Source organism: Priestia abyssalis, from assembly GCF_002019595.1.
Lineage (GTDB): Bacteria > Bacillota > Bacilli > Bacillales > Bacillaceae_H > Bacillus_BA > Bacillus_BA abyssalis.
This window is the reverse complement of the sequence record NZ_KV917369.1, coordinates 3,868,722-3,883,512: the sequence shown is the minus strand read 5'-3', so window position 1 is coordinate 3,883,512 and position 14,791 is coordinate 3,868,722. Positions and strand designations below refer to the sequence as shown.

Sequence of the window (14,791 nt, the reverse complement as noted above, 5' to 3'; positions counted from 1 at the left end):
AGGAAGAGGAAAAAGTTTTTAAAGAAAGATCTGTTTAGCTTTAATGCTTTAGGACGACAAAATAGCCAAGGCTTTTATAAAAAATTCTTGGCTATTTTGGTATGCCTATTGTCATCTTCTAAAATATCTTTAATTTCAATGAGGTTCGTAAATATCCCAGGCTACTTTTAGCGATTCAATAATATAATCAGCTGCTTTTTCAACATCAAGGTAATCTGTTTTAACTTTTGAATGATGAAGTGAGTATATTTAGATGAATAATATCAAGTTATGTTAACAACGTCTATAGAGTTAAGATTTTATTAAAATATTGAGAATATTTCAATAAGGGGTATTGCTAATCTAAAAAATTTGTTATAAGATAATGACAACGTTTTCAATAGGTAGTCCTTAGTTCTGATATTTGGAAGTAAATTCAAATCATTATTTTGTTAAAGAATAGAGGTGAGAAAATAAAGGGATGGTTACCTTCTGGTAGGCGATTCACAAAGATATGGTATTAGACCATGACAAAATGTCGCTGTCAAGTCAATAATGACGAGATGAAAAGAGGCGAGATTTTTGATTCGTAGTATGTCATGTAATTGTTATTACCCTTACTAGCTGTAAAGAAGGGTAAATAATTTTTTAAATTTTATTAGATCGATCTAATAAATTGTATTTTTCAATATGATCGTTCAAATCAGGTATCAGAGGCTAATGCTGATTTTACTCTCATCTATACGTATTTTCCTACTATATCTACGCCATAGTTAAACTAAGAGGTAGATTATTAGTTTAATACTTAATTAGATCGATCTAACAGATAATACTTAAAATGGTAAAGAATTTTCTATTTCTTAAACAGGCGGCTTAAATGTTGGAAAGGAAAATAAAAGTTGTGTTTTTAGGACTTCTAGATATCATGCGAATAGAAAAATATCATTCCAGCTATATATGTGATTATTTATTCGTATTAGAGACGATCAATCAGATCATCGAGAAGTTGAGCTGTTTAAGCTCCATCTTATAGTGATGTCATGGCTACATAAAAGAGATCACAATTAATAAATTGCTCTAAAAATGTATTCTAAAGAGATAACCTCATGGAATACGCCCACATGTAAATACTAAATGGTTACTAATAGTATTGAGAAGAGTTGGTGATAAAGGTGATAAAAACGAGTGTAAAAAAAGCACAGCCTTATATTAATGGGGAATGGATTTCTTCTGAACGTGAAATTGTTTTGATTAAAAGTCCTTACTCAGGAGAAGTAATTGGCGAGCAAGTCTTAGCAACACAAGAAGATGTTGAGAAGGCTTTGGCATCAGCCTATGCGGCTAAAAAGGACATCGCTCGAATACCTGCTCATCAAAGAGCGAAAATTTTAAAACGAGCAGCTATATTACTAGAACAAGAGAAAGAAAGATTCGCTAAGTTGATTTCTCTTGAACTAGGAAAGCCGTTAAAGAATACGCTGGATGAAGTTTCGCGTTCCATCGAAACCTTAGAGCTGTCAGGTGAAGAGGCGAAACGACTAATGGGAGAAACATTGCCTGGTGATGCCTCTGAAAGAGGAACAAAGGCCATTGCGGCCACTTTCCGTGTACCGGTTGGTGTGGTGGCAGCCGTTACACCGTTTAACGCTCCGCTCAACCTTGTGTGTCATAAAGTGGGTCCGGCATTTGCAGCTGGTAATAGCGTAATCTTAAAGCCGGCACCTCAAACAGCGTTGATCGCGACTGAACTGCTAAAGCTATTACTAGAGGCTGGCCTTCCTAAAAACACTGTCAATATGGTGCTTGGCGGGGTGGAAGTCGGACAGCAAATTGTAAAAGATGATCGAATTAATGTGATTTCCTTTACCGGCGGGGTAGTGGCAGCCAGGAATATATGCGGATTAGCAAAAATGAAAAAAGTGCTTCTTGAATTAGGTGGAAACGCTTCTACGATCGTCCATGAAGACGCGGATTTAAAGCGTGCTGCCGCTATATGCGCGAGAACAGGATTCAGTAATTCAGGGCAAAGCTGTATTTCTGTCCAAAGAATTTATGTGCATCAATCCATTGTTCAGGCGTTTACAGACTTGTTAAAAGAAGCGGTATTAAAGCTTCAAATCGGAGATCCTTTATTGCTGGATACGGATGTTGGCTGTTTAGTCGATACAAATGCAGCGAAACGGGTGATGGAGTGGATTGATGAATCCGTTCAGTTAGGTGCGACTGTGGTATGCGGCGGCAAACAGCATGGTGCAACAGTAGAACCGACCGTTCTATTGAATCCTCCTAAGCACAGCAAAGTCGTTTGTCAAGAAGTGTTTGGACCGATTGTGAGTATCATTCCGTATGAAACGATTGAAGAAGCAATTGAAGAAACAAACGATTCTTCCTTCGGGCTTCAAGCCGGACTTTTTACGAATCAAATGGATTTAGCTTACAAAGTAGCCCACTCACTGGAAGTCGGCGGCGTAGTCATTAATGGAACTTCGAATTTCAGACTGGATCACTGGCCATACGGCGGCGTGAAGAACAGCGGAATTGGGCGTGAAGGTCCTCGCTATGCAATTGAGGATATGACTGAAACAAAAATGATCGTATTGCAGCTTCCTGTTACGGAATAAAAGAATGATAAATATGGAAACAAAAGAGCTTAAAGAGGGTGAATAGCAGCGAATGATGCTGACAATGCCTTACTTACACCCTCTTATTTTCAAGAATTTAGAGAATAGGTGAATGGACCGGTGGTGAAGAAGATGCTGGGATTATATTTGAACAAACCAGGTGATATAGAATTAAAAGAGCTTCCATCTTCATCTTCTCTGAAAGAGGATGAAGTGAAAGTAAAATTGATTTATGGCGGAATCTGCGGATCGGATATTGGGGTTTATAAAGGGAAAATTCCACATGCCTCTTATCCCGTCCTTCCTGGCCATGAATTGTTAGGAACGATTATGGAGACAGGAAAAAACGTTAAATATGAGGTTGGAACGAAAATTGTCGTGCAGCCGAATTCGTTTTGTGGTGAATGTGATTTATGTGTAAAAGGCAAGACCAATATTTGCCGTTATAAGCAATCGCTAGGTGTCAATGCAGATGGCGGATTTTCAGAGGAGTTTATGATTTCATCGAAGTATATATTGCCGATTCCTGATGACATGCCGGATGAAAGAGCGGTGTTAATTGAACCGTTTGCGGTGATCGTTCATGCTTTTAAAAAGGTTGAGATTACAAAAGGTACTTCTGTTGCCATTATTGGCTGTGGTACGGAAGGGATGCTGGCAATTGCATTGGCCACTTATTTAGGAGCTGATGTAACAGCTATTGATATTAGCCGTGAGAAGTTGGAGAAGGCAAAGCTTTTCGGAGATATCAAAACCGCACATCCGGAAGACATTCAAGATGAAACGTTTGAGGTTGTCATCGAAGCAGCCGGGGTTAGACAGTCAGTGGAACAGGCGATGGAAATAGCGGGACCTGGCGGCTCTATCGTGTTAGTTGGACTGACACCGGAAGCCAATTTCCCTGCCGTGAGAGTGGTTAGGAATGAATTGACGGTATATGGAACAATTATTTATAACTTTCCATCGGATTTCTCGCAGACTTTGGAGTATTTAAAACAGGATGATTTTTATGTGGAACCCATCATTTCAGAGATCATCCCTTTTAAAGAGTATGAACGTGCTTATGAAATGGCCGTTTCAGGGAAATATGGAAAAATTATTTTGAACTTTAAGGAGGAGCAAAACTAATGAGCAATCTTATTTCCCATCAATTAGTCAAATATTTAGAAGATAGAGGAATCGAACATATCTTTGGTCTTTGCGGACATACAAATATTGCTGTGTTAACAGCTCTAGAAAGCAGCTCCATCAAATTTGTAAATGTTAGACACGAACAAATTGCTGCCCATATGGCGGATGGATATGCAAGGGCAAAAAAACAAACTTCTGTAGTGTTAAGTCACTTAGGTCCTGGTTTAACCAATGCGGCGACAGGAGTGGCTAATGCTGCATTAGATTCTATTCCAATGGTGGTTATTGCGGGTGATATTCCAACACATTATTACGGTAAACATCCCCATCAGGAAGTCAACTTGCATGCGGATGCTTCCCAATATGAAATTTATCGTCCATTTGTGAAACGTGCATGGCGTGTAGATCGCCCGGATTTATTTCCAGAAATTCTTGAAAAGGCTTTCCAGCTAGCTGAAAGTGGAAACCCTGGTCCGGTTTTAGTATCAGTACCGATGGATATCTTCTCTAAAGAAGTGGACGTATCTTTATTTGAACGATTGCAACATAACACAAAAACCCTTCAAAAACCATCCATTGATGATGTGACGGCTAAGAATATTATTCAAACGTTAATCAATGCTAAAAACCCTGTATTCTATGTTGGAGGAGGAATCATGCTGGCAGACGCGGCACAAGAGCTAAAGGAATTGGTCGACCACTTAAATATTCCAGTTGCTCATTCTCTGATGGGGAAAGGCGCCGTTTCTGATGATCATCCACTTACATTAGGAATGACAGGATTTTGGGGAACAAAGTTTATTAATGATAAATGTAAAGAAGCGGACTATATTTTCGCATTAGGCACTCGTTTTGCCGAAGCGGACAGCAGTTCATGGGAATCAGAATATACCTTTAATTTCCCACCTACGAAATTGATTCAAATTGACATCGATCCAAGTGAAATCGGCCGGAATTATCCAGTCGAAATTGGGGCAGTAGCGGATTTAAAACAAGCGTTAACCGTTCTGAACCGTGTGGCCAAAGAATTAGTACCAGAAGGATTACAAAATGAGGAGCTTAGACAAGAAATTGCTGCTTACCGAGAAGAATTCAAAAACAGCAATCAAAAATTTATTACAGACAATTCCTTCCCAATGCAGCCTCAGCGCATTTTAGAAGAAGTCCGCGAAGTCCTTCCGAAAGATGCGTACATTACAACAGATGTAGGCTGGAATAAAAATGGAGTAGGACAGCAGTTTCCAATTTATGAAGCAGGCAGTATTTTAACACCGGGCGGTTTCGCCACAATGGGGTTTGGCGCTCCAGCGGCCTTAGGAGCGAAAATTGCGCAGCCGGATAAAGTGGTCGTTTCGTTGGTAGGAGACGGCGGTTTTGGACAAAATCCAGCCTTACTTGCCACAGCGGCTGAAGAAAATATCCCGGTTGTGTGGATCATCATGAACAATTATGCGTTCGGTACGATTGCAGGATTGCAAAAAGCCCATTACGGCACAACTCTTGGTACGTTGTTTGAAAAAGACGGAAAACCTTATTCGCCTGATTATGCAGCGATCGCAAAAGCTTATGGCGTGGAAGGAATTAAAATTGAATCGGCGGAAGAGTTTAAGCTGGCTTTACAACGGGCCATCGAGTCCAATAAGCCAGTTGTCATTGATGTAGCCATGTTAAACAACCCGGTACCAACTGCTGGACACTGGAACATCATGGATATTTATTCTCCAGGTAAGAAGGTTCACCACGTAGCTGTTGAAGCCTAAGGGGAAATGTTATATAGAGATTTTACAGATATTTTTTTACTGATCGAAAAATCAGGATTTTAGGGGATGGGAAACTTATGTGTATAATGAAGAGTGGCAGATATAAACAATTTGAAAACGGACTTCCAGCCATTCCAATTTTCTATTTAGAACACCTAAGCTTCTTAAAGTATTTAATTTTAAGGAGGAATGGCAATGGGTTATCCATTAAGGAAAGAAGAGGATAAGGTGCCTAATCCATCGAAACAAAGGAAACGATCGCGTGCCCGGTTTATGATTCTTTCCCTTTTATTTATAGGAACGGCTATTAATTATCTCGATCGTACAAATATGGCAGTAGCAGCGTCTGCTATTCAAAGTGATTTAAGTTTAGATCCAGCTATGATGGGGCTTTTATTGTCAGCTTTTGGCTGGACCTATGCGTTCATGCAAATTCCTGGCGGCTGGTTTTTAGACCGCTTTGGACCTAGACTAGTATATGGAATTTCCCTCATATTATTTTCTCTGTGTACCCTTTTTCAAGGGTTTGCCAAAAACTTTGGCACGTTGTTCGGACTGCGTCTAGGACTGGGATTTGCTGAAGCACCTGCTTTTCCGAGCAACAGCCGTGTAGTGGCAGCATGGTTTCCGCAGAAAGAACGCGCGCTTGCTACCGGAGTTTATACAGCAGGTGAATATGTTGGTTTAGCATTGGCTACTCCCTTTTTATTTTGGCTTTTATCATCGTTTGGGTGGCACTCTATCTTTATCGTGACGGGAATCATCGGGTTAGTCTTCGGTTTAGTTTGGTTTAAGCTTTATCGTGATCCAAAGGACAGTAAGTATATTAATAAGGAAGAAATGGATTATATTCGGGAAGGCGGCGGACTTGCTGATAGTGCAGGTGAAGTACATAAAATTAGTTGGTCACAGGCACGCCATCTTTTTAAATATCGGCAATTTTGGGGGATTTATATCGGGCAGTTTGCCATCTCCTCTACTCTTTACTTCTTTCTAACATGGTTTCCGACGTATCTTGTTCAGGAAAAAGGGATTACATTATTAAAAGCAGGTTTTGTCGGCTCTATCCCGTACATTGCAGCAGGTATTGGTGTACTTGTAGGTGGATACTGGTCTGATAAGATGGTACAGCGCGGGGTATCTGTCGGTGTTGCACGCAAGACGCCTATCATTATCGGATTATTGGTTGCTTGTTCGATTGTCTTGGCCAATTATACATCTTCAACTAGTTTGGTCATTACGATTATGTCGGTGGCATTTTTTGCACAAGGGATGTCCGCTATTACTTGGACCCTCGTTTCTGATATTGCTCCAAAGGAACTAGTCGGTTTAGCCGGCGGTGTCTTTAACTTTGCAGCCAATTTAGCGGCAATTGTTACACCGATTGTAATCGGTTTCATTGTAAGTGCAACTAATTCTTTTAATGGAGCACTTGTTTTCGTAAGTGTAATTGCGTTCATGGGAGCATTGTCCTATATTTTCATTGTAGGTGAAATTAAACGAATTGAACTGTCAGATAATTAAAAATTATTACTATATAGATAAATTAGAGGGGGAGAGCCATTCTATTATGAAAATTTACAAGATAAAAAGCCGATTTTCTTATTCTAAGGAAATCAGCTTTTTATCTTGTAAATCCTAAAGAGTTAATCGCAAAAATACTTTCAAATAGAGTAGAGAATATAAGTATGAAATAGAGATATGTTAAGAGATCAGTTTATATTTAAAGTAAACAAGGAAAACGTATCTATCTTGCATTACAGGGTAAAGAAGAGAGGGATAACTTTTCTATAAATTGAATCGATCTAATTAATTTTTTAAAAATGTAAGTGAATATTTTCATGTGGTTAGATCGATCTAAAAAAGTTATATAGTATGCGTTGTTAGTTGCCGTGAATTAATAGTGAAGAAGAGCAAAGTATAACGTAATAAACATAGAAGTCGCACTTAGAAGAAATAAAGGTAGAAAGTGTTGCAGAACATACTGAATAATTTACACATCATGCTTAATGTATATTGCTTGTTAAATAGCCTCTTGGTTTCATTAAATAAAGTTGGCTTTACGCTTCCTCATAATCAGTTTTTTGAAAGCGCTATCTAAAGACGTTCCGAGAATTTATTTTAATACGCTGAGAGGCCGCAATCTTATAAGTCATTTTATTAACTTTAAATTATTCTATCTCATGCGAAGGATCATCATTAAAACTTACGGTTATATTTTCTACTTATTTTTCAGTAGGGATTTGTGTGAATGTTTACATAGTTTTATGAGATTTTATTAACCTTTTGGATAATTAATTTTTTGTATATTCCTATATTTTAGATATTTTTCTTTATCATTTGTAATTTATGGAATTACCGATAACGTTTTTTTTTACTTAATCACCAAAATAATGCGATGAAAAGGAGGTGAGGAACTTTATATTGTTTGTTTCTTAAAAATAATAATGCGGGGTGTATTAAATGAAAAAGGTAATCAGTTTTTGCATGATAATTTGTATGATGTTGCTTAGTGCATGCTCTGGTCAAACTTCAGGATCAGGTGAAGATGGTTCTAAAAAAGCAAAAGTTATGAAGCTGGCTGTTGCGACTTCGAAAGATCGATCGCTTACACAGGGACTATATAGATTTGGTGAAATCGTAGAGAAAGAAACGAATGGTTCAATCAAAGTAGAAGTTTATCCTGATGGACAATTAGGAGGAGACCGAGTTGTGTTTGAAGGATTAAAAATAGGTTCTATTCAAGGGACCACAATGTCCACTGGACCTATTGCATCATTTGCCGAGCGTTTCACTGCTTTGGATTTGCCTTATTTATTTAAGAATGAAGAAATTGCTTACGAAGTGTTGGATGGAGATATTGGAAAAGAATTGCTAAAAGATTTAGATAGTCAAGAAGTCGTTGGCTTAAATTATTGGGAAAATGGATTTAGACATCTTACGAATAATAAAAAAGAAGTGAAAACGCTCGAGGATATGAAAGGTCTAAAAGTTAGAACATTAGAAAATGAACTTCATGTTGATGTGTGGAAAGAATTGGGTGCTAATCCTACCCCAATGCCATATACAGAATTATTTACAGCGTTAGAGCAGCACGTTGTAGATGGACAAGAGAACCCGGCAGGAAATGTCACAACAGGAAACTTTTATGAAGTTCAAAAGTATTTAACAAAAACGAAGCATATTTATAATGCCAGCGTGTTTATGATCAGTAAAAAGTTTTGGGACACTCTTTCTGATGAAGAAAAAGAGATTGTGACAAAAGCAGCAGAAGAAGCTAAAAACTATCAACGGGAATTAAATCAGAAGGAAAGCGCAGAAGCCTTTGATCTTCTCAAAGAGAAAGGCATGACGATTACGGAATTAACCCCTGAAGAGGAACAAAAGTTTTTGGAGAAAGTGCAGCCAGTATACAAAAAATACTCATCACAAATTGGAGAAGAATTCGTTAACAAGTTATTAGAATCAGTTAAATAGTCTAAAAGATAAAAAGTCTTAAGGAGGGACTTGTCTCCTTAAGACTTCTCCATAAAAAATTTTAACACTTGATTTAAACAGGGGGACTATCAATGGTGAAAATACTTTCGTTTTTCGATAAGATCATGAATGCAATGCTAGCCCTATGCTTAACAGGTATGTCTATTATTGTTTTAGGAAATGTTATTTTACGCTATGTTTTCCACTCAGGACTTGCATGGTCTGAAGAGGTGGCTCGATTTCTGTTTATTTGGATGGTTTTTCTCGGAGCAATTGGTGCTTTAAAAGATAATCAGCATTTAGGAGTCGATTTACTAGTTGAGAAATTGCCTTTAAAAGTGAGAAAGATAGTCTTTGCTGTTAGCAATGTGTTGGTTCTCTATGTATTATGGTTAATTCTTGATGGAAGCTGGAAGCTAACTGTAAGTAGTATCGGAAGTACAGCACCTGCAACAGGGTTATCGTTATCTATTATTTATGCTGTAGGAATTGTGACGAGTCTTGGAATGGCGATCCTTGTACTAGTTAATAGTTATCGTCTAGTATTTCAAAAGGATTTGATAGAAGATTTACATAATAACGAGGAATTGGAAGAAACAAGTGGTTCATTCCATATTAAGACACATGCGGCTGGGGAGGGAAAATAGATGGCGTTAGCTCTTTTTGTAGGTTCACTCATTAGTATAATGGCACTTGGAGTTCCCATTGCTTTGGCCCTTTTACTAAGTAGTGTTTTGTTGATGTTTCATCTTGATATCTTTGACAGTCAGATTGTTGCTCAATATCTTATTAATGGCGCAGATAGCTTTGCTCTGCTGGCAGTACCTTTTTTTATTCTTGCAGGTGAATTGATGAACGCCGGTGGTATTTCTAATCGAATTATTAATTTTGCTATGGCAATTGTGGGACATATTCGAGGTGGAATGGGTTATGTGGCGATTATGGCTAGTGTTCTTTTTGCTGGTTTATCAGGTTCTGCAGTAGCCGATACTGCAGCTCTCGGAGCCATTTTAATTCCCATGATGGTTAAGTCTGGGTATGAACGTAATCGGTCCACCGGTCTTATTGCAGCAGGAGGGATTATCGCACCGGTTATTCCTCCAAGTATTCCTATGATCATTTTTGGAGTAACAAGCGGTGTATCCATTACGGCATTATTTACAGCTGGAATTGTTCCAGGTCTTCTTATAGCTGTCGGTCTAGTGATAGCCTGGTCAATTGTAGTAAGAAAAGATAAAGTAGAGGTTCTTCCTCGTAAAACTGTGAAGGAAATGTTTACAGCAACTCGTCAAGCGATATGGGCTCTTTTTTTACCTGTTATTATTATTGGAGGGCTTCGCGGCGGCATTTTTACTCCGACTGAAGCAGGCGTAGTAGCTGCAGCCTATGCTCTGTTTGTCGGGTTAGTTATCTACAGGGAGTTAAAAATACAAGAATTGTACAAGGTCGTAGTGGCAGCTGCTAAAACAACGAGTATCGTCATGTTTCTTGTTGCAGCAGCGATGGTATCGGCCTGGTTAATTTCTGTTGCTAACATTCCCGCTGTCGTAACGGACATTCTTCAACCATTTATTGATAACAGATTATTGCTCTTACTTATGATTAACGTGTTAGTATTACTGGTTGGTATGATGATGGACTTAACACCTGCCATCTTAATTCTTACTCCTGTTTTGATGCCAATTATCACTCAGGCCGGAATTGACCCAGTGTACTTTGGGGTACTGTTTGTTCTTAATCTTTCTATTGGATTATTGACTCCTCCTGTTGGTACCGTATTAAATGTAGCGAGCAGTGTGGGAAAAATTGATATACCATCTATTTTGAAAGGGATATGGCCCTTTTTATTGGTTGAAATTCTTGTGTTGATCTTATTGATTTTATTTCCTTCTATTGTTCTTGTACCTCTGCAATGGTGGATGTGAATTTATATAGATTATAAGTTTTAGGAAATTAGCCCGATTGCTTGATTTCGTGAGTGTAAACCCGCCCAAGAACAGGCATTTAATAGCTTTCTGGCAAAATATCAAAAAACGCTCTCCATCTTACAAAAAAAGGTGAAATGGAGGGTGATTACTCTATTTCTTCTTTTTTAGATTCTGACCGTTTCTCGTCAATCTGAAAAAAGCCTTCGTTCAACTAAACGAAGGCTTTTTTGTATTCGGTATGTTGGCTCAGTGACGGGCTGCCAAACCGTTATTTTTTGATACCGGCTGCTGCAGAGGAGCCTAGGCTTGTCAAAAGTGTTAATTGAGTCGCCATATACTCCGGTGTATATACCATGCCGCTTTCGAGCCAATACATAATCACTAAATAAGAGGAAGAAGTAAAGCTGCTTAAAATATCTTTTGGAACGATCAATTGTTGATCGTCCGGCTGAAGTTTTAAGCGGCGTGTTGGAAAAAGTTACTCCTTTAATTAATGAGAAAATTCTATCATAATAGAAATCTCAGTAATAGAATTAATAGGAGGTTTCAGCTTTGAAAAAGATTATTTCCGTTTTCATCGCTTTTCTTGTATTCATGCCGCTTCAATCGGCAAGCGCGGCTACCCAGCATACCGTTAAGTGGGGAGACACGATGTGGAAAATCGCCGCGAGATATCAAGTGGGCGTTTCAGAAATTTTAAGCAGCAACCCGCAAATCAAAAATCCGGACATGATTTACCCGGGGCAAACGATCAACGTTCCTGATTTAGGAGAAATCAAGCAGTTTGAGCAACAAGTCGTTCAGTTGACCAACCAGGAAAGAGCGAAGTACGGTTTAAAACCGCTTGTGTCAGATTGGGAGCTTGCAAGAGTTGCACGCTTCAAATCAGATGATATGCGAGACAAAAACTATTTTTCTCATACGAGTCCTACATACGGTTCACCGTTTGATATGATCAAGAATTTCGGAATCACATATCGCAGTGCGGGAGAAAATATCGCAGCCGGCCAAAAAACACCGGAAGAAGTCGTTCAAGCGTGGATGAACAGCTCCGGTCACCGCGCCAATATTTTAAACAAAGATTTCACTCACATTGGCGTAGGTTACTCTAAAGGCGGCAGCTACGGAGTGTACTGGACGCAAATGTTTATGTCGAAGTAATAGAAAAGCGGAGGCGACTGTTCAGCTCGTGAAGGAAAAAGGGATGGACCCATAAGGCGCTTTTTGCCTTATGAGGGCAAGCATCTTTTCCACAGCGAGCTAGGAGCCGCAGCTGGACAACAAAGGAACGAAGCCTAAGAGCGCAACGTCCTGTTGCAACGGCTTCATTTGCACATCCGTGTGCTTCAAGCTCCGGCGACTGTTCAGCTCGTGAAGGAAAAAGGGATTGATCCATAAGGCGCTTTTTGTTGGCCGAAGGGAAAGAACCGCCAAGGAAACCTAATAACCTAGGATTCCTTGGCGGTTTTTTATCTATTTTATCTTTTCGTGACATAAGTTGTAGAAAAACGTCGATATTTTCTGATATCTTAAAAAGCTTAACTACGTTAATATTAAAAGTATAAATAATAGGTATGCTGGGTGGCTTTTTGAGTCTGATCCTTCCAATAGCGAAACAGGGGAAAGACTCCATGAAAGTAAAAACAAATAAAAAAGATGGACAGCGAATGAGCAAGTAAACAATATAATGACATACATATTTTAAGTTGAATAACACACATGATTTCTGTATTTCTATCGGCTACCTTGAGGAAAAGACAATCTATCGATTCATTAAACATCATAACTCAACTAGATTCGGCGGAGGGATATGCGTGAGTATAAGTTTTGAAGTAAAGCTGATTAATAATTATTCTATATTAGAAGATGAAGTTTTAGTAGAATTGGCCCGCAATGGGGATGGCGAGTCATCGAATTTTTTAATCAACAAATACCGGAATTTTGTCCGTGCCAAGGCAAGAACCTATTTTTTAATTGGTGCGGATAAAGAAGATATTGTTCAAGAGGGAATGATTGGCTTGTATAAAGCCATTCGTGACTTCAGAGGGGACAAGCAGGCCTCTTTTAAGGCTTTTGCTGAACTTTGTATCACCAGACAGCTGATAACAGCGATCAAAACGGCTACGCGCCAAAAGCATATTCCTCTAAACTCGTATGTTTCTTTGGACAAGCCCATTTACGATGAAGAATCAGGCTATACGCTTATGGATGTGATATCCGGGGCAAATATGATGAATCCGGAAGCATTAGTCATTAATAAGGAGAAAGCTGATGATATAGCACGGAAACTGGCAGAAATGCTTAGTAGTTTAGAAAGAAGAGTATTGGCCTTATATATGGAGGGCCAATCGTATCTGGAAATCTCTGAAGAACTAAATATGCAAGTAAAGTCAATTGATAATGCCCTTCAGCGGGTAAAAAGAAAAATGGAACGATATGTGAAGAAAGAAAAGGTTATCGTATAACTTCATAGTATATACGAATAGGAGCAAAAGAGCCGAGGGGATTCCCTCTGCTCTTTTATTGTGCCAATGAAGCAGGATAGTGAAAGAGGTTACATGTTAAAACGATGAAAGAAAGGAGTTCTGGAATGAAGAAGATTAACATTTGGTCATTTTTCTTTTCAATAATTTGCATTTTATTATTTTTTATAGTTTCTGTTTCAGGGCCAATTGATTATTCCATTATGGGTACACACCCTTTAAATCTGGTCTTATATATTACATTGATAACTTTTGTTTTAGGGGTATTAGGTTTTTCGGATATTCAGGATTGGAAAGGTATGGCGAGGAGTGTAACTACTATAATTCTTACTTTGGGGTTATCCGCGTTTTTGACTTTCGTTATATTATTTGGAAACTTATTAAGCTAACGGGATGCTTGAGTTTAAGAATGAGGATTGATGCGGCAGCTATTTTTACCATGTTTTCAACTCTATTAGAAATTCCCTTTTCTTCAAAAAATTTTTCGTCTGCATAATCAAAAACTATGGAACTTCCTGATGGGACTTTGGCAAATAAATTATCTATCAGGTTTGAATTTTCTTCTTTAGTTAAATAATAAGAAACCCCTCATTTGGAAAAAGGATGGTTATTATTAAAGCATTCATTGTAAAGCTAACATCTATGATAGTGAAACAAAAGATTGACCGTCAATTGGCGGTCAATCTTTTGTGATGCCTTATGTATTTTATAGTAAGGCGAGGTCAGGGGGCTAGTTCTACAAGCGATAAACAAATATCAACGCGATCGTTTAACAGCGCCTTAATCGAAAAATGTTTTCTTTTTGTTTAGAAACCTTGATTTAGCTTATTATACGGCTAGATTGCCTGAAATAAAGATCACACTAATACATATCTAATCAAAAAAAGTAAATTCATAGTTGACAGGTGGGAAAAATCAGAATAATATGTTAGTAACAAAAATAACAATAAGAAAATATTTCCAGGATAAATAATGAGCTGATTGGATCAACCAAAGGCTCATACTCTAATAAAGGGTATGGGCTTTTTTATTTATCCCGTGGAGGGAGATTCCTAATCATGTTATTTCTTATTAGCAAGTGTAGTCCACATTGTCTTCATAACGGTCTTGCTGTATTTGTATAAACAAGTAATCTATAGAAGTGAAGGAAAATTTTTTGTTATTAAACCAAGTATTCCTATGTGATTTAAATAAATGAAGGTAGGCGAATAATATGGCAATTGTAGATCAGGAGAAAGTGGACTATATTTTAACGCTTTTAAAGAATATTGAATATGGTTCTGTGTTAATTACTATACATGACGGGCAAATCACGCAAATTGATCATACAGAGAAAAATCGTTTTGCAATTACTAAGAAGCCGGTAGATAAAAAATGAATAGCTTAAAGAAGCTATTTAAATCCGATTTTTT

At 38.2% G+C, this 14,791-nt stretch carries 12 protein-coding genes and 1 pseudogene; 11 read left to right on the top strand and 2 right to left on the bottom strand.

Annotated elements, in window-relative coordinates; translation table 11 throughout:
- The first annotated feature begins 1,151 nt into the window (after positions 1–1,151).
- From BK575_RS18560 to BK575_RS18530, 7 genes are all read left to right on the top strand, one after another.
- Positions 1,152–2,600: an aldehyde dehydrogenase family protein gene (locus BK575_RS18560; RefSeq protein WP_078412515.1), complete on the top strand. Its 1,449-nt coding sequence runs from the start codon at positions 1,152–1,154 to the stop codon at positions 2,598–2,600.
- A gap of 120 nt (positions 2,601–2,720) precedes the next feature.
- Positions 2,721–3,728 carry a zinc-dependent alcohol dehydrogenase gene (locus BK575_RS18555; protein ID WP_328589522.1) on the top strand — a complete coding sequence of 336 codons (1,008 nt, stop codon included), beginning with the start codon at positions 2,721–2,723 and terminating at the stop codon, positions 3,726–3,728.
- Positions 3,728–5,491 carry a thiamine pyrophosphate-binding protein gene (locus tag BK575_RS18550; protein WP_078412513.1) on the top strand — a complete coding sequence of 588 codons (1,764 nt, stop codon included), beginning with the start codon at positions 3,728–3,730 and terminating at the stop codon, positions 5,489–5,491. The genes BK575_RS18555 and BK575_RS18550 overlap by 1 nt, the downstream gene beginning before the upstream one ends.
- Positions 5,492–5,686: 195 nt before the next feature.
- The gene (locus BK575_RS18545) at positions 5,687–7,015 is read left to right on the top strand and encodes an MFS transporter (RefSeq protein ID WP_078412511.1); all 1,329 of its coding nucleotides are present in this window, start codon (positions 5,687–5,689) and stop codon (positions 7,013–7,015) included.
- 939 nt (positions 7,016–7,954) lie between these two features.
- On the top strand, positions 7,955–8,968 hold the full coding sequence (locus BK575_RS18540; RefSeq protein ID WP_078412509.1) for a TRAP transporter substrate-binding protein: 1,014 nt from the start codon (positions 7,955–7,957) through the stop codon (positions 8,966–8,968).
- Positions 8,969–9,060: 92 nt separating this feature from the next.
- Positions 9,061–9,615, top strand: coding sequence for a TRAP transporter small permease (locus BK575_RS18535; protein ID WP_078412507.1), 555 nt, complete (start codon positions 9,061–9,063; stop codon positions 9,613–9,615).
- The gene (locus tag BK575_RS18530; protein ID WP_078412505.1) at positions 9,616–10,893 is read left to right on the top strand and encodes a TRAP transporter large permease; all 1,278 of its coding nucleotides are present in this window, start codon (positions 9,616–9,618) and stop codon (positions 10,891–10,893) included.
- Between the two features lie 271 nt (positions 10,894–11,164).
- Here BK575_RS18530 and BK575_RS28750 read toward each other — a convergent pair whose 3' ends face one another.
- Positions 11,165–11,329: a TetR-like C-terminal domain-containing protein gene (locus tag BK575_RS28750; protein ID WP_169907887.1), complete on the bottom strand. Its 165-nt coding sequence runs from the start codon at positions 11,327–11,329 to the stop codon at positions 11,165–11,167.
- A 161-nt stretch (positions 11,330–11,490) separates the two neighbouring features.
- Between BK575_RS28750 and safA the strand changes: the two genes are divergently transcribed.
- From safA to BK575_RS18510, 3 genes are all read left to right on the top strand, one after another.
- Entirely contained in the window at positions 11,491–12,057 is a 567-nt protein-coding gene (safA, locus tag BK575_RS18525; protein ID WP_078414858.1) for a SafA/ExsA family spore coat assembly protein, read from the top strand.
- A gap of 653 nt (positions 12,058–12,710) precedes the next feature.
- Positions 12,711–13,361: an RNA polymerase sporulation sigma factor SigH gene (gene sigH, locus BK575_RS18515; RefSeq protein ID WP_078412500.1), complete on the top strand. Its 651-nt coding sequence runs from the start codon at positions 12,711–12,713 to the stop codon at positions 13,359–13,361.
- 125 nt (positions 13,362–13,486) lie between these two features.
- Positions 13,487–13,768: a hypothetical protein gene (locus tag BK575_RS18510; protein ID WP_078412498.1), complete on the top strand. Its 282-nt coding sequence runs from the start codon at positions 13,487–13,489 to the stop codon at positions 13,766–13,768.
- 28 nt (positions 13,769–13,796) lie between these two features.
- Here BK575_RS18510 and BK575_RS29175 read toward each other — a convergent pair.
- A pseudogene (locus tag BK575_RS29175) lies at positions 13,797–13,967 on the bottom strand (class I SAM-dependent methyltransferase); the annotation flags it as partial.
- 625 nt (positions 13,968–14,592) lie between these two features.
- On the opposite strand from BK575_RS29175, the gene BK575_RS18500 reads away from it, so the two are divergent.
- The gene (locus BK575_RS18500; RefSeq protein ID WP_078412496.1) at positions 14,593–14,757 is read left to right on the top strand and encodes a YezD family protein; all 165 of its coding nucleotides are present in this window, start codon (positions 14,593–14,595) and stop codon (positions 14,755–14,757) included.
- Positions 14,758–14,791 lie beyond the last annotated feature (34 nt).

What these genes read in the sequence shown, in the direction of transcription:
- BK575_RS18545 (WP_078412511.1), top strand. Translation starts at nt 5,687, where the DNA reads ATGGGTTATCCATTAAGGAAAGAAGAGGATAAGGTGCCTAATCCATCG.
- BK575_RS18550 (WP_078412513.1), top strand. Translation starts at nt 3,728, where the DNA reads ATGAGCAATCTTATTTCCCATCAATTAGTCAAATATTTAGAAGATAGA.
- BK575_RS18500 (WP_078412496.1), top strand. Translation starts at nt 14,593, where the DNA reads ATGGCAATTGTAGATCAGGAGAAAGTGGACTATATTTTAACGCTTTTA.
- BK575_RS18510 (WP_078412498.1), top strand. Translation starts at nt 13,487, where the DNA reads ATGAAGAAGATTAACATTTGGTCATTTTTCTTTTCAATAATTTGCATT.
- BK575_RS18540 (WP_078412509.1), top strand. Translation starts at nt 7,955, where the DNA reads ATGAAAAAGGTAATCAGTTTTTGCATGATAATTTGTATGATGTTGCTT.
- BK575_RS18535 (WP_078412507.1), top strand. Translation starts at nt 9,061, where the DNA reads ATGGTGAAAATACTTTCGTTTTTCGATAAGATCATGAATGCAATGCTA.
- BK575_RS18530 (WP_078412505.1), top strand. Translation starts at nt 9,616, where the DNA reads ATGGCGTTAGCTCTTTTTGTAGGTTCACTCATTAGTATAATGGCACTT.
- safA (WP_078414858.1), top strand. Translation starts at nt 11,491, where the DNA reads ATGCCGCTTCAATCGGCAAGCGCGGCTACCCAGCATACCGTTAAGTGG.